Annotated in this window: 26 protein-coding genes; 11 read left to right on the top strand and 15 right to left on the bottom strand. The window is 32.1% G+C overall.

Annotated elements, in window-relative coordinates:
* Window positions 1-51: 51 nt before the first annotated feature.
* The gene (locus ACQ654_RS07275) at window positions 52-1,077 is read right to left on the bottom strand and encodes a hypothetical protein (protein WP_430409664.1); all 1,026 of its coding nucleotides are present in this window, start codon (window positions 1,075-1,077) and stop codon (window positions 52-54) included.
* Between the two features lie 225 nt (window positions 1,078-1,302).
* Between ACQ654_RS07275 and ACQ654_RS07270 the strand changes: the two genes are divergently transcribed.
* Window positions 1,303-2,220 carry an IS1595 family transposase gene (locus tag ACQ654_RS07270; protein ID WP_430409663.1) on the top strand — a complete coding sequence of 306 codons (918 nt, stop codon included), beginning with the start codon at window positions 1,303-1,305 and terminating at the stop codon, window positions 2,218-2,220.
* 32 nt (window positions 2,221-2,252) lie between these two features.
* Window positions 2,253-2,492 carry a hypothetical protein gene (locus ACQ654_RS07265; protein WP_430409662.1) on the top strand — a complete coding sequence of 80 codons (240 nt, stop codon included), beginning with the start codon at window positions 2,253-2,255 and terminating at the stop codon, window positions 2,490-2,492.
* Between the two features lie 70 nt (window positions 2,493-2,562).
* Here the strand turns inward: ACQ654_RS07265 and ACQ654_RS07260 are convergent, their stop codons facing one another.
* From ACQ654_RS07260 to ACQ654_RS07245, 4 genes are all read right to left on the bottom strand, one after another.
* A complete protein-coding gene (locus tag ACQ654_RS07260) occupies window positions 2,563-3,285 on the bottom strand; it encodes a DUF4369 domain-containing protein (RefSeq protein WP_430409661.1) in 723 nt (240 codons plus the stop codon).
* Window positions 3,286-3,321: 36 nt separating this feature from the next.
* On the bottom strand, window positions 3,322-4,587 hold the full coding sequence (locus ACQ654_RS07255; RefSeq protein ID WP_430413007.1) for a DUF819 domain-containing protein: 1,266 nt from the start codon (window positions 4,585-4,587) through the stop codon (window positions 3,322-3,324).
* Window positions 4,588-5,218: 631 nt separating this feature from the next.
* A complete protein-coding gene (locus ACQ654_RS07250) occupies window positions 5,219-5,902 on the bottom strand; it encodes a hypothetical protein (protein ID WP_430409660.1) in 684 nt (227 codons plus the stop codon).
* A gap of 17 nt (window positions 5,903-5,919) precedes the next feature.
* A complete protein-coding gene (locus ACQ654_RS07245) occupies window positions 5,920-6,783 on the bottom strand; it encodes a DUF6734 family protein (protein WP_430409659.1) in 864 nt (287 codons plus the stop codon).
* A 123-nt stretch (window positions 6,784-6,906) separates the two neighbouring features.
* On the opposite strand from ACQ654_RS07245, the gene ACQ654_RS07240 reads away from it, so the two are divergent.
* Together ACQ654_RS07240 and ACQ654_RS07235 are read left to right on the top strand one after the other, a co-directional pair.
* Window positions 6,907-7,068 (top strand): hypothetical protein, encoded by a 162-nt coding sequence (locus ACQ654_RS07240; RefSeq protein WP_430409658.1) that lies wholly within the window; start codon window positions 6,907-6,909, stop codon window positions 7,066-7,068.
* 28 nt (window positions 7,069-7,096) lie between these two features.
* Window positions 7,097-7,270, top strand: coding sequence for a hypothetical protein (locus ACQ654_RS07235; protein ID WP_430409657.1), 174 nt, complete (start codon window positions 7,097-7,099; stop codon window positions 7,268-7,270).
* Between the two features lie 89 nt (window positions 7,271-7,359).
* Here the strand turns inward: ACQ654_RS07235 and ACQ654_RS07230 are convergent, their stop codons facing one another.
* The 7 genes from ACQ654_RS07230 to ACQ654_RS07200 form a co-directional block, all read right to left on the bottom strand.
* A complete protein-coding gene (locus ACQ654_RS07230; protein WP_430409656.1) occupies window positions 7,360-7,548 on the bottom strand; it encodes an Arc family DNA-binding protein in 189 nt (62 codons plus the stop codon).
* Window positions 7,549-7,550: 2 nt separating this feature from the next.
* Complete coding sequence (locus ACQ654_RS07225) at window positions 7,551-8,072, bottom strand: DUF1648 domain-containing protein (protein WP_430409655.1); 522 nt, start codon at window positions 8,070-8,072, stop codon at window positions 7,551-7,553.
* Between the two features lie 14 nt (window positions 8,073-8,086).
* Window positions 8,087-8,251, bottom strand: a complete 165-nt coding sequence (locus ACQ654_RS07220) for a DUF4177 domain-containing protein (RefSeq protein ID WP_430409654.1) — start codon at window positions 8,249-8,251, stop codon at window positions 8,087-8,089.
* Window positions 8,252-8,262: 11 nt separating this feature from the next.
* On the bottom strand, window positions 8,263-8,727 hold the full coding sequence (locus tag ACQ654_RS07215) for a hypothetical protein (protein ID WP_430409653.1): 465 nt from the start codon (window positions 8,725-8,727) through the stop codon (window positions 8,263-8,265).
* Entirely contained in the window at window positions 8,724-8,909 is a 186-nt protein-coding gene (locus ACQ654_RS07210) for a hypothetical protein (RefSeq protein WP_430409652.1), read from the bottom strand. Before ACQ654_RS07210 ends, ACQ654_RS07215 begins: the two co-directional genes overlap by 4 nt.
* Window positions 8,910-8,912: 3 nt before the next feature.
* The gene (locus tag ACQ654_RS07205) at window positions 8,913-9,773 is read right to left on the bottom strand and encodes an SPFH domain-containing protein (RefSeq protein WP_430409651.1); all 861 of its coding nucleotides are present in this window, start codon (window positions 9,771-9,773) and stop codon (window positions 8,913-8,915) included.
* A gap of 396 nt (window positions 9,774-10,169) precedes the next feature.
* Window positions 10,170-10,796, bottom strand: a complete 627-nt coding sequence (locus ACQ654_RS07200) for an alpha-ketoglutarate-dependent dioxygenase AlkB family protein (RefSeq protein ID WP_430409650.1) — start codon at window positions 10,794-10,796, stop codon at window positions 10,170-10,172.
* Window positions 10,797-10,846: 50 nt separating this feature from the next.
* Here ACQ654_RS07200 and ACQ654_RS07195 point away from each other — a divergent pair, with 50 nt between their 5' ends.
* The 6 genes from ACQ654_RS07195 to ACQ654_RS07170 all read left to right on the top strand — a co-directional run bounded on the left by ACQ654_RS07195 (window position 10,847) and on the right by ACQ654_RS07170 (window position 13,141).
* Window positions 10,847-11,521, top strand: a complete 675-nt coding sequence (locus ACQ654_RS07195; RefSeq protein ID WP_430409649.1) for a M15 family metallopeptidase — start codon at window positions 10,847-10,849, stop codon at window positions 11,519-11,521.
* A 132-nt stretch (window positions 11,522-11,653) separates the two neighbouring features.
* Window positions 11,654-11,851, top strand: a complete 198-nt coding sequence (locus tag ACQ654_RS07190; protein ID WP_430409648.1) for a hypothetical protein — start codon at window positions 11,654-11,656, stop codon at window positions 11,849-11,851.
* 188 nt (window positions 11,852-12,039) lie between these two features.
* The gene (locus ACQ654_RS07185) at window positions 12,040-12,237 is read left to right on the top strand and encodes a hypothetical protein (protein ID WP_430409647.1); all 198 of its coding nucleotides are present in this window, start codon (window positions 12,040-12,042) and stop codon (window positions 12,235-12,237) included.
* Window positions 12,238-12,276: 39 nt separating this feature from the next.
* Window positions 12,277-12,459, top strand: a complete 183-nt coding sequence (locus ACQ654_RS07180) for a hypothetical protein (protein WP_430409646.1) — start codon at window positions 12,277-12,279, stop codon at window positions 12,457-12,459.
* A gap of 309 nt (window positions 12,460-12,768) precedes the next feature.
* A complete protein-coding gene (locus ACQ654_RS07175; protein ID WP_430409645.1) occupies window positions 12,769-12,921 on the top strand; it encodes a hypothetical protein in 153 nt (50 codons plus the stop codon).
* A gap of 76 nt (window positions 12,922-12,997) precedes the next feature.
* Window positions 12,998-13,141, top strand: coding sequence for a hypothetical protein (locus tag ACQ654_RS07170; RefSeq protein ID WP_430409644.1), 144 nt, complete (start codon window positions 12,998-13,000; stop codon window positions 13,139-13,141).
* A 48-nt stretch (window positions 13,142-13,189) separates the two neighbouring features.
* Here the strand turns inward: ACQ654_RS07170 and ACQ654_RS07165 are convergent, their stop codons facing one another.
* Both ACQ654_RS07165 and htpG read right to left on the bottom strand, forming a co-directional pair.
* On the bottom strand, window positions 13,190-14,077 hold the full coding sequence (locus ACQ654_RS07165; protein WP_430409643.1) for an RluA family pseudouridine synthase: 888 nt from the start codon (window positions 14,075-14,077) through the stop codon (window positions 13,190-13,192).
* Between the two features lie 82 nt (window positions 14,078-14,159).
* On the bottom strand, window positions 14,160-16,049 hold the full coding sequence (gene htpG / locus ACQ654_RS07160) for a molecular chaperone HtpG (RefSeq protein WP_430409642.1): 1,890 nt from the start codon (window positions 16,047-16,049) through the stop codon (window positions 14,160-14,162).
* A gap of 406 nt (window positions 16,050-16,455) precedes the next feature.
* Here htpG and ACQ654_RS07155 point away from each other — a divergent pair, with 406 nt between their 5' ends.
* Window positions 16,456-17,472: a 3-oxoacyl-ACP synthase III family protein gene (locus ACQ654_RS07155; protein ID WP_430409641.1), complete on the top strand. Its 1,017-nt coding sequence runs from the start codon at window positions 16,456-16,458 to the stop codon at window positions 17,470-17,472.
* A 385-nt stretch (window positions 17,473-17,857) separates the two neighbouring features.
* Here the strand turns inward: ACQ654_RS07155 and ACQ654_RS07150 are convergent, their stop codons facing one another.
* Complete coding sequence (locus ACQ654_RS07150) at window positions 17,858-20,329, bottom strand: outer membrane beta-barrel protein (protein WP_430409640.1); 2,472 nt, start codon at window positions 20,327-20,329, stop codon at window positions 17,858-17,860.
* Between the last annotated feature and the right edge of the window lie 111 nt (window positions 20,330-20,440).

Below are 20,440 nucleotides of genomic sequence, written 5' to 3'. Positions count from 1 at the left end.
AGAGATGATACATGACCATGTATCATCTCTTTTTTTATAGATATATATTCTCTAAATTTTATCTTCAAAGTGTTTATTTAAAAATCCTTTAATCTTATTGATTTCTACTTCTTCCAAGTCATGAGTTTCTTCTTTTAGTACACCTTTCATATCACTATCTAAAGCGTCTAAAGGTTTAAAAGGAGTTCCATCAAAATAGCGTGCGTCGGTTCCTGGTCCTGTTGGGCTTCCATGATCTGCTTGAATTGATTTTCGCCAGCGTTCAGCATGTGTACGCCATTCTTCAGTATCAACCAATTCAGGTTGTGAAAACCACACATTCCACGTCAGTGTATTTCCTTGTTTTAACATATTTCCAGAAGCGGTATTAAAAGCGTCCATAACCAATTTGTTAAAATCATCTACAACTTTGTGCCCCGTTTTTCTAATTGGACCAATCTCAACATCAATATGTCCTACATTCCATGCTTCCGCTTCGTGTCGGGCAAAAGGTGGACTTTGAAAACGTGGTGTTTCCCCTTGACTTACTGGAAATATTGGTTGACTCGAATCTTGAAATTTATGAGTGGTTACTTTAATGGCTTTTTCTTTCGAAGTAGGAAAGTCGAGTTTTTCTTCATTAAAAACTTTCCAAAGTTTCTGTACCCATTCTTTTTGATGCGCACTTGGGCTAAACCAAATAGTACCTTCAACCGTCATATCTGCATAAAACGTTTTTGTGTCTTCATCAACCCAACCGCGTTGTCCGGTTACGGTAACTTCTACGTTCATGCAACCAAAAACGGGCGAACACGCGCCTTGTTGTGGACAAATAATAGAATATACACGACCTTCATCTGTATATCCAAGTCTGGAAATATAAGGTGAAAACATTTGAAAACATCTTGAATCTTCCTTTCCAAGAATGGTTTGCCAACTAAACTCAGGCCATTTTACACCTTGTTGTCGTTGTAACAAATCAATATTATCCATATTGTCTAACATTGGTAAGGAAGAAAGGTCAGGTGTTGGATAAGCAAATGCAGGATTCGACTGGGCAAATCCGCCTTTCCATCCTGGAGGAATTTGAGTACTCATGGTAAATTAGTTTTAAGATTTATATAATTTAAAAGTACCGATTTTTATAAAGTTATATGAGCGTATAAGTACGTGGTTTGAATATAAATTTAACTATATATGGGTATTCTTTTAATTATGATTTTTTAATAAAATTGATTTAATAATTATTTTATTTGCATGTCCGTAAACAGCCCTAAAACCATATAATTTTCGTATATTTAATTGATTTTAAACAGATTATAAATGAATATATTTTCTTTTAGCGTTCACTTTACAGATGAGAAGAGTTGTCGCTTACATTTTAAAGAGCAAAGGGATAAACAAGGTGTTATTTGCAAGCGTTGTGGATGTGCAAACCATTACTGGTTAATCAACAAATGGAGCTACCAATGTAAATCCTGTAATTCAAGAACCTCTTTACGTAGCGGAACTATTATGGAAAGTTCTAAATTATCTTTTCTGGTTTGGTATAAGACTATCTTTCTGCTAAGTACCACAAAAACAGGGTTTTCAAGTAAAGAAATACAACGACAATTAGGACTAAAACGTTATGAGCCAGTTTGGGCTATGGTGCATAAATTACGTAAGGCTATGGGAGATCGCGATGATAGATATACTTTAGAAGGTATGTTAGAAATGGATGAAGGCTATTTTACTGTACAAGCATCAGAACAAGCTCATAAAACACAAAAAGCAGGACGAGGAAGTAAAACCAAATCTAATGTTATGATTATGGCAGAAAGTACTGTTCTTGAAGACTTGGAAACAGGAAAACAAGAAAGACAATGTCGCTATTTTAAAGCTAAAGTTTTGGAAGATCATAAAGCGCAAGGCACAGACCAAAGCCTTATTGAAGCTATTGATGGCGAACGGAGTATTGTATTTACCGACAAGAGTACTTCGTATGTAAATATTGCTGATTATGTAGAGATTCATGTAACAGAAAAATCGAACGAGCAAACAACTAAAGAAACACTTAAATGGGTTCACATTGCGATCAGTAATGCTAAAAGAAACTTTGCGGGCACTTATCATAAAATCAAGAAGAAATATTTACAATTATACTTAAATGAGTTTGTGTACAAGCTTAACAGAAGGTATTTTGGAGAAAAGATATTCGATAGACTTGTTATTGCTAGCATTACAGCTAATGGACATTAAACGGATATGCAATTATTTTAAAACTATAAATTATGAGAAAATTAATTTTAATAGTATCTACGCTATTTTTTATTAGCTGTGCAGAAACGAAAGATAACCAACCAGAATCTTCTATATCTGCAAAAGCAGAAACAGTAGAATTAGGAACTGGCGCATGTGAAAAATGTGGATGTAAATCATGGAGAGGCGATTCAGATGAACCTGAGAAATGCATTAATATTCGATCTCCAAAAAAGACATTATGTCAACATTCAAAGAAAGATCATAAATAAAAATAAAAAAATCCCAACTTTATTGAAGTTGGGATTTTTTGTTTTTATAAAAGCGAGTTTATGCAAAAAACTACTTCGTTTCCGTTTCTTCTGCTTTCCGCTTTTCTACCAATTCTTTCAATTCTTTTCCATACTTAGATTCCATAATTTTTGGCGTCAATTGCTGATAAATCGTATCTAAGAAACGAACATTTGCATCAAACGTTTCTGTAGTAACAATATATGGTGTAATTTCTTTATCGTTGTTTGTAAATGCATAGTTTAGAATATAACGCATACGACTTTTACTGTAGTTGTCAATTTGTGTGTTGATTTCTGTAACTTTTTTTACATCAGCTTCTTTCTGCGCTTCCAAACCGTCTTTTAATAATGACAATTCTTTGGTATTGAATTTGGTCATAAATTCTTTAAACTTCTCTAAATCCTCTTGATTTTTAGAACCTGTAATTTTCACATCGTTTTGAAATCTACGTAAGGTTGTATTAATCGTCATTTCGCCAGGTTCCGCAAAAAAGTCAAGCCGATCGTTTAAATCATTAAAATCTTTCTTATTTAAGTATAAATATAACACTTCAGGCTCGTCAATAGTTGTTGTAAATGAAAAACTTGGATCGCCACTGATTACCAAAGAATCTAAGGTAAGTAGTGTTGTGTCTTGTACTTTTTGTAAAAACAACGTTCCTTCTTTTAAACCGTCAATTTTTCCACTAATAGTCAAATTACCTTTTGGTTCATTCTCACAAGCAATGAATCCTACAGCAATAAGGATAATTATAATTTTTCTAAACATCATATTGAATTTTAACGAAGGCAAATATCTACAATTTTGTTAAACTTTTGAAGCCAATTCCATCAAAATCGTACACAAAATTGCGCCGTACGTTCCAACAACATATCCAAACACCGCTAATAATACACCAACCGATGTTAACGAAGGATGAAATGCAGAAGCTACAATTGGAGCTGAAGCCGCGCCACCAACGTTTGCCTGACTTCCTACAGCGAGGAAGAAAAACGGTGCGCGAATGAGTTTAGCAACTAAAATTAGCAATCCTGCATGAATTGCCATCCAAACCAATCCGACAGCAATTAATCCTGGATTTTCTAATACTTTTCCTAAATCCATCTTCATTCCAATAGAAGCCACTAAGACATAAATAAAAATACTTCCTATTTTACTTGCGCCAGCACCTTCATAGTTTTTAGCTTTTGTATAGGAAAGCCCAATTCCGAAAGCGGTTGCAATCGTAATCATCCAGAAAAATGAAGAACCTAAAAATGACAATGCGCCATCTTTGTCTTTTACAGCATCAAAGTTTCCTGTTAAGAATTCAGTGATATTTGCCGAACCAAAATGCGCCAACGAAACACCACCAAAAGCAATGGCTAAAATGATCATGAGTTCAGTAAGTGTAGGATTTCGTTTTATTTTTTCTGCAAAGGAAGATACTGTTTCTTTTAAGCGTTCAATAGCAGAGTTATCCGCTTTTAGCCAATTGTCAATCTTTTGAGATTTTCCAATTCCTAAAAGTAAAATCGCCATCCATAAATTTGCAACAACAATATCGACCAATACCATTGCGCCATATTTATCAGGACTGTATTCATAAATTTCGTACATCGCAGCTTGGTTTGCGCCACCACCAATCCAACTTCCTGCCAAGGTTGACAATCCACGCCAAACGGCTTCCGGACCAATACCGCCAACAGTTTCTGGCGAGAATACTGAAATTAGTAAAATAGCCAAAGGTCCACCAATAATAATTCCGATTGTTCCTGTAAAGAACATAATTAGTGCTTTTGGTCCTAAATTGAATACACCTTTTAAGTCAATACTCAACGTCATTAAAATTAACGCGGCAGGTAATAAGTAGCGACTAGCAATCATGTAAGTTTCAGAATATTTGTCTGAAATAATTCCGAACGAACTCAAAATTGCAGGCAATAAATAGCAAATTAATAATGCTGGAACATATTTGTAAAACTTTTTCCAACCAGTTTTTTTGCTAGATTCTGTATAAAATACAAACCCAAGAATTAACATTAGAATTCCAAAAACAATTTTGTCTGTTTTAAAAAACGGAGCAGGATGAATGATTGTTTTTTCTATTTTTTGTTGTGTAGCTGGAATTGAAATATTTGTTCCCGATTTTTGAAAATTTGCTTCAACCACTTCATAAATAATCGCAGAAAATCCTTTTTTGGGTTTTGTAGTTACTTCAAAAAGTGTCATTGCTTTTTCAACATTTACAGACTCGTTTCCTCGATAGGAAATGCTAGCAATAGAATTATTAATGTTGAATTTGAAATCTCCAGAAGCAATAAACTTTTTGTTGATATTGGCAATGTTTTCAATAGTTGCAAGTGAATCGTTTGCTTTTATTTTTAGATCGAATCCTGTAAATGAGATTGAATCAATTTGAATTTTAGTGTTAAAGTTGGCTTCTTTGCCTTCCAAATGTTTCACGGTTAATTGTTGTGAAAACAGGGTAAATGAGGTAAAGAATAAGAGTAAAGCAATGACTTTTTTCATAATATGAAATTGGTTTGTGTTTGCAAAATACCAAAAATAATGATGGTTTCGTATCGAAAAATTTAATGATTCAATGATTATATCGTGTATAATGTATTATTCAATGTGATTTACCCTATAATTTATTGTCTTTAAGAAGTATAAAAAAGTGTTATCTGAAAAGTTAAAACAACAGCAATTTGATGCATTCGAATTATGAAGACGGTTTTACAATAAACTTTCGAAAGATGAGAAATTTGATAATTCGTGTCATTTCTCGCACAAGCGAATTCAGTTCTTCTTCTGATTCCACATCAAAAACAGCAATAAAATCATCCATAACGCTTGCTACAGATTTTGTTTTTTCAAACAATTGTAATATATAATATTCGTATTTTGTCAAATGAAATTCAAGTACATTGGTTTGTAAAACATCATCAAACACATCAATACATTGGAATACAAAATAATATTCGTCTTTTGGAAATTCTAGAATTTTATTCAATAATTGCCCTTGATCGGTTTCGTTGAAAAACACAAATTTCCAATCAGAAGCATAGCACGAAATGTATGTGCTTTGCTGTAATTTTATTTTTTTTAATGCTACTAATGGTAATTGTAAAATGATTTCTCTTTCGAGATTATAGTTTGAATACTCACATAATATCTTTTCATCAATGGGATCGCTTAGCGCGAATTTTTCCTGTTCAATAGTTAGTATTTGCGTAATCATTTCTAAGTGTTTACTTCCTTGAAAACAGCGCAATGTATGTTGGTAAAATGCTTCATTCGTTTCCACTTGATCGGAAGCATTCCATAAAAAGCTATGCAAAAGATCGTGTTCTAAAATAGTTGCAATCGTAATGGTTTTGTGAAAAATAATGTTGAGGTTATTCATGAAAATACAATTGAAGTTTACGCTAAATTTTGGATGATTTCGTAATAAGATGGATAATTTGTTTTTAGTTGATCGCGCAAATCGTAACAATATTCCATTTCATTTTTCCGCATAGATAATAAATGTACAAACTTTTTTTCTTGTATATATTTATTGAAAAATGTATGACTTTCCTCAGATTTATCAGGTTTATTTTCTAAGTAATATGCAATCTGTTTTTGGTGTTTTTGTGCCAAGCAATGAAACAAATACTGTTCATACAGCAATGCATACGAAGTTCCGTTGAAACGCGGTTTGTCAATATTTTTATCAATAATTTCAAACGACATTTTACAGTATTCTTGAATGAATTTTAAATCGTTTCCGCCAATAATTCCTGCATTGCTAGAAACCATTGTTTGCTTATTTAGAAATTCTTTTAAAAGAAAATCAGGAAATTCATAACCATGATGCAATGCTTCTTGCATTGCGTGCGAATAATGTCCGAAATCTTCATCTCTTTGTTGTGAAACTAACGTTGCATTTTCAATAACGTTGCCAAATGAATTCCATACATAAACATCACCATCAACATGAATGAACGGTTCTTTTTGAATTTGATATGCTTTTAGTTTTCCTATTGCCCAAAGTTCCTTTGGATAGTGATTCAATTCGTCCAAAACGACTTCAATATTGGTATATGGAAGTTTTAATTTATTGATTAATAAGTCGTAACCAAAATCATCTGTAACGAGCGTTATATCTTTATATATTTCTTTAAAAGTAAGACAACTTAATGCCCAACTCATATAAAAATAGTGTGAATGGCGCCAACCAGTTTCTCCTAATGTTCCATCTGGCGTAAGCATCGGTTTTGACCATAAACTGTGAATAATTTTCATAAAAAGCAGGTTTTTGAAAGATTTTTACGGTTTAACTATCTGATTATTAATGTTTAAATATAAGTAAATTTCTTTCTTTTTGTGTAACTTGATTAATTATAAATCTAATTGAAATTTTATACCATGAAAAAAAACAAAGAAGTTAAATTAATCCTAAAAAGAGAAAAGGTAAGCGAATTGAACACTGAAATGAAAAATAAAATTAAAGGTGGATACCAAACTTGGGAAATGCAATGTGCAACCTATCCAACTTGTTATTGTTATACAGGGCCAAAACGTTGCTAATTTATTTTAATCCTCAAAAAAGTCAAATATGAAAAAGAGTAAAGAAATTAAGCTATGCTTAAAAAAAGAAAAAGTAAGTGAGTTAAACAAGCAAAAAGTTGACAAACTCAAAGGTGGAACAATGTACAACACCTACGAAATGCAATGTGGAACATATCCAACTTGTTTGTGTTGGACAGGACCAAAACACTGTCCAAAATAATAGTGAAAAATTTAATGAAAACAGTTCTTTATTTAATGTAGATGACGTTTTCATTTTTATTCTAAAATAACAGCAAAAATCAAAATAAATTATTCTGATTTTTGCTGTGTTGTATCATTCGAATTTTTCTTAGGTTCTCGTTTTGCATTTTTCAAACTTTGCATGAGCATCCATTCTATTTGACCATTGGTACTGCGAAATTCGTCCGCAGCCCATTTTTCAATAGACTTCAACATTTCTTCATTAATTCGTAATGCAAAAGCTTTCTTTTTTGCCATAATTATTTTTTTGACGATGTGTCTTTTTTCTTTTTTAGTATATATACATATAAAATGAGTGGCATAACGACACTGAATGCAAGTATAATATAAATAAAGGAAGATTCTAAAATAATATCATTTCCTGAAGCTTTTTCAATGATGGAATATACAATATATAACATAACCAACATCGTGAATAAATTTACAAAACGTAGCAAGCGGCAACTCATTTTATAGTTTCTAGGTGCGTTTTGTTCTGTAATTTCTTCCATGTAATTGTGAATGTGCGGATATTTTGTCAATACATACATTCCGACAGTAATTACGGTTGTAATTACTAACAAAACCCAAATAGAAGTGCGTCCGCCATAACCATCTACTTCACCATTTATATCAAAGTGCATTGGAATTTTGTCTGGTAACGTTGTATAAGAAATACATGCATAACCCCAAATAAATAGTAAAATAGCAAGTATAATCAGATCAATAATTAAATCGATGCCTTCTACAGGAACTTTTATTTTGGGTCTATTCGTTTTCATGTATAGTATGTTGTTTATCTGTTTTTGTTACGTTCCATAATCACTTGAACATATGTTTCAAAATTATTAACAGAATGTAATATCCAACCTTGTTTTGCGTATGTATTTAAAAAATCTTCTAACTTTTCTATTCGGTTAGACCAGCCTAAACTTGGTTTTAATACTTTATATTCTTTCATTTCTTTGTAAATTAAATCGTTTCATGTTTCACAATGTAGCGTGAATTTAGTTTTTGTAAACTTTCTAAAAAAGCAATATGTTCTTCTTCTGATTTTCGGAACGTAAGTGCTATTATTGAAAAGCTACTTTTTAGTACAAGCTGAATATTTAGCGGATTATCGACATCTGTAGATTCTACAATTGTGGTGATATTTTCCACATTCATACTATTCGTCCAGTTTCTCTGTACAAATTCAAGATACAACCAATATCCAATAAAAATACTTAATGGAACATATACTAAGGATGTAAAAACAATGTCCCAAATAGAGTCAAAACCTCTTTCAATTTTCCCGTTGGTTCGATCAAAAATATACATTCCAGCTACGACTGAAAGCAGTTTTGGTTTGAGTAAACTCCAGTTACTAATATGTGTAACTTCAAGTTTTGTATTGGTTAGTTTTACCTTTCCTTCAAGTAAATTGAATGTTTTCATAAGTTATCTTCCTTTTCATCATTAAAAATAAGTAAGCTCAATATGACACCAATCATAATTCCTATAGATAAACCAATAACTGTTCCCATGGCAACATTTCCTGTGACTGCGCCAATGGTTGTTCCAATACTTGAGCCGCCCGCAACACCAATGCCAATGGACGAAATTTGTTTTTTATTCATAATTTATTGATGTAAAGTTCCTGCGTTTACAACTGGCGAAGCATCTTTATCGCCACATAAAATAACCAATAAGTTACTTACCATAGCTGCTTTCCGTTCTTCATCTAATACTAGTAATTCTTTTTTGTTTAGTTCGTCAAGCGCCATTTCTACCATACTTACGGCACCTTCTACAATTTTATGTCTAGCGGCAACAATAGCCGTTGCTTGTTGTCTTTTTAACATTGCACTTGCAATTTCTTGTGCATAGGCTAAATATCCAATACGAGCTTCTAGTACTTCAATTCCGGCAATTGATAAACGTTCGTCCAGCTCTTTTTCTAACGCTTCACTTACTTCATTTACACTTGAACGTAATGTAATGTCTTCGTCAAAACCTTCATCAGCAAAATTATCATATGGATACATACTTGCTAATTTTCGAACTGCGGCATCAGTTTGTACACGTACAAAATGTTCGTAATTATCAACATCAAAAGCTGCTTTGTATGTATTATGAACTCTCCAAACCAAGATTGTACTAATCATGATAGGATTTCCAAGTTTATCATTCACTTTCAAACGTTCACTATCAAAATTGCTAGCACGTAATGAAATTTTTCTTTTAGTATAAAAAGGATTTACCCAGTAAAAACCATTTTGTTTTACCGTTCCGACATACTTACCAAACAAAAGAAGTACTCTAGAATTATTAGGATTCACCATTACAAACCCTGGAATAATAAATAATATTGAAATTATGATTAATAAAAATTCAGGGTTTCCAGTAAAAATAGCTGTTCCAATTGGTCCTAAAACTAGTGCAAGGAATATAAATAACATTAAATAGCCGTTCGCAGGAACTATAATTTTCTCTTCTTTCATGATGTGATATTTTAGATTGATATTAAAATGATATCATAAATATATGAAAATAAATTTATACTTTCCAACAGTTTTCAATATTAATTTTTTTTAGAATACTTAAAAAGGAGTGAAAATGTCAATACTAGTAAAGGTTTGAAGTAAAAAAACGAGTTTGGCACGCCGTTTGTTTATATAGAAGTGTAATATTGCAAAGACATTTAGTAAAGCTGGTTACTTTCTAAATAGAGCAGGTTACAATTTTTGGTTGGTTAGTTTTAAAAAAGCATCTCATCTTTGAGATGCTTTTTCTTTTTATGGAAATTTTGAATCAACGAATAACGAATATCGAATATTGAAGTTAAAGAAGTTTACATGTAAAACATAACTTCACCCAATCCCAAAGTCTATCAAAACTTATTTAATAACACGAAACGTAATATTAATACGACCTTGAATTTGTTTGGTAGTTTTAGGAATTTGATGCAACCATTTGTGTTGCGTTTCGCCTTTCATTAATAGCAAACTTCCGTGTTGTAGTAGTAATTTATGTTTGAGCGATTTGTCAGTACGATGTTTTAAATGAAAAAAACGTTCTTGACCAAAACTTAAAGAAGCAATAATTGGGTTTGTTCCTAATTCTTTTTCATTATCTGCATGCCAACCATTACTGTCTTTTCCGTCTCTATAATAATTGAGTAACATGGTTGTAAAATCTGTTTGGCAGGTTTGATCTACCCGTTTTTTTAAATTGATTAATGTTGGAGTCAACGCATGTGGAATCATTTCAATATTTGAATACTTATATGATTTTTGATTGGTTCCATACAAAGCTGTCAGGCGTGGCTGTGCATACACTTTACCAAACACTTTGATATCGTCTTGTTGCCAAGGCGTTTCTTTCTGTAAAGTTTCAAAAATTTGATTGGCTTCTATTATTGGAATGAAATTTGGATAGTAGATAATAGTTGCATCTGGTAAATTCAGATTTTGAGGTGTTTGATCTGAAAATAAAGATGCTTGATTCATACGATTATCGTTCATATTATAAAATTAATCATTATTTTGTGAACCAAGTCATTAATCAATTTTCAATGCAAAAGATTTATTATATCACAGCAGTTTTCTGTTTATTAATTTCAATCAAAAGTAGCGCGCAATTACCAAAAGATTTTGTGTATGTTACAGATGAAATACCTACAATAGCATTAGAAATGCGTTATTTTGGCACGCATAATTTTGTTGGCGCAAAAGTAGATGGATATGAAGTTGAAAAATGCATTTTATCAAAAGCGGCAACACGAGCTTTAAAGAAAGTTCAAGATGAATTACAAGAAAAAGGATTGGGCATAAAAATATATGATGCGTACAGACCACAACGCGCTGTTGATCATTTTCGGAGATGGGCAAGAAATTTAGAAGATACTTTAACCAAACATGAATTTTACCCAAATGTTGCCAAAAAAGATTTATTCAAACTTCAATATATTGCTACAAAATCACGACATAGTAGCGGAAGTACGGTTGATATTACTATTATTGATTTAAAAACCAAAAAAGAACTCGATATGGGAAGTTCATATGATTTCTTTGGAAGAATATCATGGGTAAGTTACCAAGGACTTTCGCAAAAACAACTCAAAAACCGTCAACTAATACAACGTGTCATGTTAAAAAATGGTTTTCGGAACTATCCAAAAGAATGGTGGCATTTTACACTTCGCGGCGAGCCTTTTAGAAATCAATATTTCGATTTTCCAATTCAATAATCCGTACTTAAAAATCTTCAAAAATAGAAAGAAATAAACAGCCTCTAATTCATAAACTGAAGGTTGCAAGCCTTGTAATGTAGCTTCTTTGGTCATAATTTTATACCATTATTAATCTTAAAAATAGTAAGTATGTTAAAGAATATCTCAATTATGGAAGGTGTTGAAGTATTGAAAAAAGACCAGCAAAACAGCATTTTAGGAGGAAAAAGAAGCTGTAATTCCAATGCACAATGCGGACCGAGAAGCTGTTGTAATACTTCAGGATGGTGCCAAGCAACAGGATCACACGGTAGTACAGGTTATTTGTGTAATGGCGATCTTATATAAAAAATACGTAGAGCGAACTTCGGCTTGCTTTTTTTAGCTGTAAAAAAATGAATTCGGTTACTGTAAATAAAACAAGATATATTTCACTAAAAAATAAACACTTAGATAAGTTAAATAAGGTATTCCCGTACATAGCTATCATGTATTTTTTTTAGATTGATGTATTATTAATTAAAAATCTAAACAATATGTTAGAGAATATTCTAAACTATGAAGGCGTAAAAGTGCTAAAAAAGCAAGAACAAAACTCAATAACTGGAGGGAAAAGACAATGTGGAGTCAATGGATATTGCGGAGCAGGAAATTGTTGCAATACTGCTGGTTGGTGTCAAACATTTGGTTCGCATGGTACAACAGGTTACTTATGTGATGGAAGTTACGTATAAACTTAAAATCTAATTTACATAATCAAAAAACATTATGCCATGTTAAAAAACATTAAAAATGTAAAAGGAATAATTCCTCTGGAAAAATCAAAACAAGCTACAATTCAAGGCGGAGCACGTCCACCTTGTTATGATGCTCCACAATCAGACGTTAATTGTATAAGTCCTTGGGTTTATTTTCCTAGTTGTGGCTGGATTTGTAAGATAGGAGTAACACCATAATATCATAAATAAGTAAACACACAAATATTTTGAGCGGACTTCGGTTCGCTTTTTTTATGAATAAAAACTAAAATTTCAAGTATTTCAAAAAATATAAGTAATGAATTTTTGAAATAAACCCTAGTACATATACTTATAAAAGTACATGTGTTTTAAGCAATTTCGAATGATTTCATGATAGCTATAGAATGAAAAGTATCGAGGTTAATAACTATACTGAGGGATTTTAGTTTTAATTGTTGATAAAGGGCAAACTACTGTTTACTCTTTTTTTGTATCTTAACTGTTTAAAAATCAAAAAAATAAATCATGATTGACAAACTGAAAACATTCAAAATTGAAAATGCACCACAAATTTTAGGCGGAAGCAATGTACATTCTATTACTGCCGAGGTGACAATCAACAAAGCAAAAAGTGCAGACAAGCTGATGCAGAAAATGACACAATATATTTCTTCATAAAGGTTAAATAAGGTCTTTCCGTAAATGATTGGAGCAAACATTTTTTAAATTCGTTTAAAACCTAAAAATTTTAACCATGAAAAAAAGAAGCTTTCAATCATTAACAATGAACAAAAAAGTTATTTCAAATTTTAAAAATGATGAAATAAAAGGTGGTACACAGCCTGGAAAAAGTGGTCCAATTTCACGATGCAATTTTTCAAATTGTGTATGTCTTTAAAATACAGCGGACTTCGGTTCGCTTTTTTTATTGCTAATAGAATGAAATTTAATCATTAAATTTCTGAAAACGAGTTGCTTCACGTTTCAAAAAACTTTTATATTTATTTGGTGGTTCAATGGAAAATGAATGCTTTTCCTGTGTTTTTGGATGTGTAAATTGAATTGAAGTTGCACACAAAAACAATCCTTTTTTATAGTTCTCTTTAGGATTTCCATGAAGTTGATCGCCAACGATTGGGTGATTTATACTTGCCAAATGAATTCGTAATTGATGTGTTCTTCCAGTTTTTGGAACTAATTTTACATGTGAAAGATATTCATTCTGTAACGATGAAACAGTTTGTAATGTTTCATAAGTTGTAAACGCGTCTTTTTCGGCTACAGCCGAATTTATCTCACCTTTTACAGACGTTTTGCCCAATACAATTGCCTGATATTCCTTAGAAATTTGTTGTTGTTCAAATTGTTGATACAAATGAATTTGCGCACTTTTTGTTTTAGCAATTAGTAATATACCCGAAGTCGGATTGTCCAATCGGTGAACAGGTTTCGGAAATTGTAACGCATCAATTGCTGTTGAAGGTTTCAAATTGTGCGGCAACGCATTTTCAATGGTTTTAAAATAATTACCATTCGTAGGAAATCCAGCAGGTTTGTTGATAATAGCAATGTCATCATCTTCAAAAATCACAGGAATTTCTAGTTTAAATATTTTCTTTACTACAGTTTCAACATCAAAAACTTCAATGATATCATGTGTGTTGAGATAGGTTGCGGTTGTTGCGACAATTCCATTTATAAAAACACGTTGTTGCTTAATTGTTTTTTTGAGCGCACTTTTGCTTAAAATACTTGTAAACACAGTAACATTATATGCTTGAATTCGTAAAGGCGAATCTAGTTTTGGGACAATATGTGTTTCGAGGAGTTTCAAAAAGTATTATTTTAGTAAAAATAGAAAAACCACCTCATTCGAAGTGGTTTTTCTCTAACAATCTATAGTTTACAACTATTTGTTATTTAATCATTTCATAACTACGTTTGATAAATTGTGTCAATTCTTCTCCCGTTAGTAAGTTTTGAGATAATCGTGCTAAATCTAACGATTGTTTGATTAAGCGTTCTTGTTTTTTCTTTGTTTTTGTGCCTAGAATTTGCCCAACCAATTCGTGGTTTGTATTCACGATAAGATTGTACATTTCTGGGAAATTCCCCATTCCAAACATTCCGCCACCGCCAGTTTGTTGCATTTCTTTCATACGACGCATAAATTCTGGTTGCGTAATCATAAATGGAGACGCGTTAGAATCCATAGCTTCTAACTGAACCGTATATTTATCAGCAGGAACAACTTCTGTCAACGTCGTTTTTAAACTTTCCTTTTCTTCATCTGAAAGTTTCGAAATTTGCTCTTCATCTTTTTTGATAATATTATCAATATGATCGGCATCAACACGTGCAAATGATATGTTCTCTTTTGATGTTTCTAATTTTTGAATTAAATGCGAAACAATAGGAGAATCTAACAATAACACTTCGTATCCTTTACCTTTTGCAGCTTCAATGTAGCTGTGCTGTTGGTCTTTATCAGAAGCATATAAAATGATTGTTTTACCATCTTTATCTGTTTGTGCATCCTTGATCTTTTCGTTTAATTCTTCAAACGTGTAATACGTTCCATCTACAGAAGGATATAGTGCGAATTTGTCAGCTTTTTCAAAGAATTTATCTTCTGAAAGCATTCCATATTCAATTACAATTTTAATATCATTCCATTTTGCTTCGAAATCTTCTCTACTATTTTTGAATAAAGAACTTAATTTGTCTGCAACTTTACGCGTGATGTATGAAGCAATTTTCTTCACATTTCCATCTGCTTGTAAGTACGAACGTGATACATTCAATGGAATATCTGGAGAATCAATTACACCTTTCAACATTGTTAAAAACTCAGGAACAATTCCTTCTACATTGTCAGTAACAAATACTTGATTTTGGTATAATTGAATTTTATCCTTTTGCATATTCATATCATTCCCCAATTTTGGGAAATATAAAATACCAGTTAAGTTAAACGGATAATCTACATTTAAATGAATGTTGAATAATGGTTCTTCAAATTGTGCTGGATACAACTCACGATAGAAGTTTTTATAGTCTTCATCTTCTAAATCTGCAGGTTGTTTTGTCCAAGCCGGATTTGGATTGTTGATGATATTATCAACAGTTATTTTTTCGGATTCAGCACCTTCTTCAGCATCTTCAGGAAGTGGTACTGTTTCTTCTTTGGTTCCAAACTTAATCGGAATTGGCATGAATTTGTTATACTTTACGAGTAACTCACTAATTCTTGCATCTTCTAAAAACTCTGTAGAATCTTCTGCAATGTGAAGAATAATTTCAGTTCCACGTTCTGTTTTGTCGTGATCTTCTAGTGTAAATTGTGGTGAGCCATCACAAATCCAATGTGCGGCTTTTGCATCTTCTTTATAACTTTTAGAAATAATTTCAACTTTTTCTGCCACCATGAATGCAGAATAGAAGCCAAGTCCAAAATGTCCGATAATTCCCGAATCTTTGGCAGAATCTTTGTATTTTTCTAAAAACTCTTCCGCTCCAGAAAAAGCGACTTCATTGATATATTTTTGAATTTCATCTGCAGACATTCCAAGTCCTTGGTCAATAATGTGCAGTTTTTTTCCTTCTTTATCTACTTTAATTTCAATAACGGGATTTCCGTATGCAACGCTTACTTCACCAATATTTGTTAAGTGCTTAAGCTTTAACGTTGCGTCAGTTGCGTTAGAAATAAGTTCTCTTAAAAAGATTTCGTGATCGCTGTATAAGAACTTCTTAATTAAGGGGAAAATATTTTCGACAGATACATTAATATTTCCTGTTGCCATTTGTTATCTTTTTAGTTTGTGATTATAAATTAGTATTGTTTGATGACTTTCTTTTCAAAAAAAATACCATTTTCACAGAAGTGACAAGATGACAGATTCGTATTTTAAAAATAAATCAATTCATAAAAAATTAAAAACTTTGTAAGGAATATGAAATTATTTCGATTTACTGTATATGATTAAGGAAAAAGATTGCTATGAAAAGAGAACACTTCCTTAATCGATTGTTTATTTATTGGTTAGGTTGTTTTAAAGCGCATTTGTTAAAAATAGATGCGCTTTTTTAGTATATAAAACTTTTATACTTCGAGAACTAATTAATAATGCTTAATATTGTCCTACAAGTTTTAAGAATTTGTAAATTTACAATTCAGATTTTGACTGAAAAATATAAAATTGACAATTTATGTATACATCTAGAATTATAGGATTAGGACATTATGTTCCAGATAATGTGGTTACAAATGATGATTTATCCAAGTTAATGGATACTAATGACGAATGGATACAGGAACGAACAGGAATTAAAGAACGAAGATTTGCCGTAAAAGGTACTGAAGATACAACTTCAGGAATGGGCGTAAAAGCTGCAAAAGTAGCTATTGAACGTGCAGGAATTGATAAAGACGATATCGATTTTATCATTTTTGCAACCCTAAGTCCTGATTATTATTTTCCTGGACCTGGTGTTTTGGTTCAAAAAGCATTGGATATTAAAACCGTTGGCGCATTAGATGTACGAAATCAATGTTCTGGATTTGTATATGCAATTTCAGTGGCAGATCAATTTATAAAAACAGGAATGTATAAAAATGTTCTTGTTATTGGTTCAGAATTACATTCGCACGGTTTAGACATGACAACGCGTGGAAGAGGAGTTTCGGTTATTTTTGGAGATGGAGCAGGAGCGGCAGTTTTGTCACGAAGTTCAGCAGAAGGAAAAGGAATATTATCAACACATTTACATTCGCAAGGTGAACATGCTGAAGAATTAGCATTGACTGCGCCAGGAATGGGAACACGTTGGGTAAATGATATTATCAAAGATCATGATGCTGCTGTAGATGACACATCGTACTTTCCACATATGAATGGAACGTTTGTATTTAAAAATGCAGTAGTTCGTTTTAGTGAAGTAATTATGGAAGGTTTATCACAAAATGGATTGGAAAAAAGTGATATTGACATGTTAATTCCGCATCAAGCAAATTTGAGAATTGCACAATTTATTCAGAAAAAGTTTAGACTTGGAGACGATCAAGTGTATAATAACATCATGCGTTATGGAAATACAACGGCGGCTTCTATTCCGATTGCATTAACGGAAGCATGGGAAGAAGGAAAAATAAAAGAAGGTGATACAGTGGTGTTGGCGGCTTTCGGAAGTGGATTCACTTGGGGAAGTGTCATCATTAAATGGTAAACTGAAAAATATAAAATATAAAATAAAAAAAGTCCCAAGTTCTTTCGAGCTTGGGTTTTTTTGTTAGATATATCCTATCTAAATATATGTTATGCAATATTTTTAAAGGGTATTTGTTAGAGTGCTAAATTCGAATAATTAACCTATGTAATCAATACTGAATAACCTTTCAATTACAAAATTGAATGTTTTTTTTGAGATTCACAGATAGCTTAGGAGAACTTTAACAATATTTCTGTTCAAACGTATTAGTTTTTAGATAAATAACATTTCTAAACAGAAAACCTTACCTGTGCACAGGTAAGGTTTTCATTGATTAATAACGTTCAATTAACACTAACCATCAATAATAATTGAAGTTATTAAAATTGTATTGGTTAATGGCTTATAGAAATCCGCCACTTCCTGATTTTTCATTATCATCACGTTGCTTACGCGATTTTGCTCTGTATTTGTTACCTCCAAAACGGTATGAAATACTAACATTCACCGTATTACTTTCCCATCTAAAAGCTCCTTCTTGTCTAAAAGGTCTATCTCCATTAAACCCAAATTGCATAGTGTTGAAAATATCATTGTAGTTTACACTTAATGTTCCACTTCCTTGAGCAAATGAATAACGAGCACCAATATTTACAAAATACATTGGCTCCATTTCAAACTGTAATCCTTGTACGCTACCTCTGTAAAATCCGAAGGCAGATAAGTTTAATTTCTTGGTTATTTTGAAATTGTTAAACATTCTAAAGTTCCAAGCGGCATTGTCTACTTCTACAGTTTCACGAACAATATTGTCTACAGTTGCAACATCTGTTGGCGCGTTTAATGACTCTGTAATTCCTTTTTGTGTTTGTGAAAAGAAGTCAAAACTAGAGTTAAAACTCCACCAGCTAGTTGGTCTGAAATTACTTGAAATTTCAATTCCGTATGCTGTGGTATTGTCAAAATTATCGTTTGTTAAAATAAGTCTGTTAATATCTGTACGATCTACAAAAACGGCTCTGTTAATTTCGTCTTCAATCAACCTATAAAAAACACCACCAGTAATAGTTCCTTTGTTTCCAAGTTTTCGTGTGTAATTTGCTTCCATAGAGTTTGTAAACTGTGGTTGTAAGTTGATGTTTCCAAAAGAAGAAATCAACGGTGTGCTCCATTCTCTAATTGGATTTACTTGTCCAATTCCTGGACGATCAACACGTCTACTGTAACTAACTTGGTATGAGTTTTTCTCAGACGGCGTATAGGTGAAAAATGCAGAAGGATATACTTGTACATAATCATTTTCAAATACAATATTATTCGTGTCAGTAGTTTCAATTTCTCTTGATAATGCATTGGCATCTACTTGTACACTTTCAGCTCTTACACCAACTTGGTACGACCATTTTTCATACTGTTTTCCATACGTTGCATACGCAGAATAAATATCTCTACTATAATCAAAATCAGTGCTTGGTGTTCTACGTAAGTCTCCAATTTCATCAAAAGAAAATCCAGAAGACTGATATCCGATGTCAGAGTTAAATAAACGTGCTTCTAAACCAGCTTCTAACTTTGCTTTGTTTTTTAGTGGACGTACATAGTCTAAGTTAATTGTAGTACGATCTCTAGCAGTTTCTGTTTCATCTATATAATTCGGGAATGTATTTGCACCTGAAAATTGAAAATCAATATTATCTTCTGCATCAAATACGTTATAATCTACTTCTAATTCAATATTATGACCTTCATCATCAATATCATACTTATAATTAAAGTTGTATTGTGAAGAAAGATTGTCATTTTCTGCTAAGAAATCTTGAAAGTTGTTAAACTGTGGCGCATCATTAAAAAATACATCGGTAATACCTTCATTTTTACTATCTGTAATATTCTGATTGGTAAAGAATGAAACTGTATTTTTATCATTTAAATACACATCAACTCCAACTTTAAATAAATGTGTTTTACGATTGTCTAAAAAGCTAAATATTTGTTCCGAATTTTCATCTACTCTAAAAATATTTCCATCGTTGGCATTTTTAGAAATGTTGTTTCCGTAATTCCCGAATACATTAAATTTTCCGTTTCTGTAGTTCATGTCAATAGAACTATTAAACTTCGCTTCGCGTTCACGTGTTAAACCAATATTTACGTTTCCGTTAAAACCAATATTTACATTTTTGTGTAAAACAATATTGATAATCCCGCTCATTCCTTCCGGATTGTACTTTGCAGAAGGATTTGTAATTAGTTCAATTTTCTTGATAGAATTTGAAGGTAATTGCTTCAATAACTGCGCAGTAGGAATGTTGGATAATTTTCCGTCAACCATTACGCGAACGTTTTGGTTTCCACGCAAACTAATAGCTCCAGTTTGCTGATCTACATTTACGGAAGGTAAATTATTCATAATATCGGAAGCCGTTGGTCCGCTAGTAACCAAGTCTTTTCCAACTGTAATAACCTTTCTATCTACTTTTTGTTCAATAGTAGTACGTTCGGCAACAATTTCTACTTCATTTAGGGTAGAAACGCTTTCCGCTAATGCGACAGTTCCGATTGAAATTTCTCTTGCATCCGTTGAAATCGTAATTTCTTTTGTGATGGTTTCATAACCAATAAACTGAATTTCTACAAGCAATGAACCTGCTGGGATTTTTTCAATTTTAAAATTTCCGTTATCGTCTGTAATTGCTCCTTTAATAATGCTATTATCAGCTTTAGCTTTAATAACAATAGTTGCATACGGAATCGTTTCTTGTGTAGTTGCATCTATTACTTTTCCTGTGATTGTACCTATTTTGGGGGTAGCAGTGTTTTGAGCGTTTAATGCGTAGCAGAGCATTATCACGCAGAGTGTGATGAGTTTTTTCATGTAATTAGTTCGTTTTTTGTGTTTGATGAAACTTCCAGATTTACCAGAAGTATGCATACTTGACGAGAGAAAGTATTTTGTGTTACGCTATTTAACAACTTTTAACATAAT

The sequence above is a fragment of the Kordia sp. genome, from assembly GCF_965283645.1.
Lineage (GTDB): Bacteria > Bacteroidota > Bacteroidia > Flavobacteriales > Flavobacteriaceae > Kordia.
This window is presented reverse-complemented; position numbering and strand designations above follow the sequence as displayed.

Bases quoted from the DNA above. Each gene is read 5' to 3' on its own strand.
- ACQ654_RS07245 (WP_430409659.1), bottom strand. From the start codon at position 6,783: ATGAAAATTATTCACAGTTTATGGTCAAAACCGATGCTTACGCCAGAT.
- ACQ654_RS07230 (WP_430409656.1), bottom strand. From the start codon at position 7,548: ATGGCAAAAAAGAAAGCTTTTGCATTACGAATTAATGAAGAAATGTTG.
- ACQ654_RS07225 (WP_430409655.1), bottom strand. From the start codon at position 8,072: ATGAAAACGAATAGACCCAAAATAAAAGTTCCTGTAGAAGGCATCGAT.
- ACQ654_RS07195 (WP_430409649.1), top strand. From the start codon at position 10,847: ATGCAAAAGATTTATTATATCACAGCAGTTTTCTGTTTATTAATTTCA.
- ACQ654_RS07220 (WP_430409654.1), bottom strand. From the start codon at position 8,251: ATGAAAGAATATAAAGTATTAAAACCAAGTTTAGGCTGGTCTAACCGA.
- ACQ654_RS07235 (WP_430409657.1), top strand. From the start codon at position 7,097: ATGAAAAAGAGTAAAGAAATTAAGCTATGCTTAAAAAAAGAAAAAGTA.
- ACQ654_RS07240 (WP_430409658.1), top strand. From the start codon at position 6,907: ATGAAAAAAAACAAAGAAGTTAAATTAATCCTAAAAAGAGAAAAGGTA.
- ACQ654_RS07150 (WP_430409640.1), bottom strand. From the start codon at position 20,329: ATGAAAAAACTCATCACACTCTGCGTGATAATGCTCTGCTACGCATTA.
- ACQ654_RS07190 (WP_430409648.1), top strand. From the start codon at position 11,654: ATGTTAAAGAATATCTCAATTATGGAAGGTGTTGAAGTATTGAAAAAA.
- ACQ654_RS07175 (WP_430409645.1), top strand. From the start codon at position 12,769: ATGATTGACAAACTGAAAACATTCAAAATTGAAAATGCACCACAAATT.
- htpG (WP_430409642.1), bottom strand. From the start codon at position 16,049: ATGGCAACAGGAAATATTAATGTATCTGTCGAAAATATTTTCCCCTTA.
- ACQ654_RS07180 (WP_430409646.1), top strand. From the start codon at position 12,277: ATGTTAAAAAACATTAAAAATGTAAAAGGAATAATTCCTCTGGAAAAA.
- ACQ654_RS07155 (WP_430409641.1), top strand. From the start codon at position 16,456: ATGTATACATCTAGAATTATAGGATTAGGACATTATGTTCCAGATAAT.
- ACQ654_RS07210 (WP_430409652.1), bottom strand. From the start codon at position 8,909: ATGAATAAAAAACAAATTTCGTCCATTGGCATTGGTGTTGCGGGCGGC.
- ACQ654_RS07170 (WP_430409644.1), top strand. From the start codon at position 12,998: ATGAAAAAAAGAAGCTTTCAATCATTAACAATGAACAAAAAAGTTATT.
- ACQ654_RS07200 (WP_430409650.1), bottom strand. From the start codon at position 10,796: ATGAACGATAATCGTATGAATCAAGCATCTTTATTTTCAGATCAAACA.
- ACQ654_RS07265 (WP_430409662.1), top strand. From the start codon at position 2,253: ATGAGAAAATTAATTTTAATAGTATCTACGCTATTTTTTATTAGCTGT.
- ACQ654_RS07260 (WP_430409661.1), bottom strand. From the start codon at position 3,285: ATGATGTTTAGAAAAATTATAATTATCCTTATTGCTGTAGGATTCATT.
- ACQ654_RS07275 (WP_430409664.1), bottom strand. From the start codon at position 1,077: ATGAGTACTCAAATTCCTCCAGGATGGAAAGGCGGATTTGCCCAGTCG.
- ACQ654_RS07205 (WP_430409651.1), bottom strand. From the start codon at position 9,773: ATGAAAGAAGAGAAAATTATAGTTCCTGCGAACGGCTATTTAATGTTA.
- ACQ654_RS07250 (WP_430409660.1), bottom strand. From the start codon at position 5,902: ATGAATAACCTCAACATTATTTTTCACAAAACCATTACGATTGCAACT.
- ACQ654_RS07215 (WP_430409653.1), bottom strand. From the start codon at position 8,727: ATGAAAACATTCAATTTACTTGAAGGAAAGGTAAAACTAACCAATACA.
- ACQ654_RS07185 (WP_430409647.1), top strand. From the start codon at position 12,040: ATGTTAGAGAATATTCTAAACTATGAAGGCGTAAAAGTGCTAAAAAAG.
- ACQ654_RS07270 (WP_430409663.1), top strand. From the start codon at position 1,303: ATGAATATATTTTCTTTTAGCGTTCACTTTACAGATGAGAAGAGTTGT.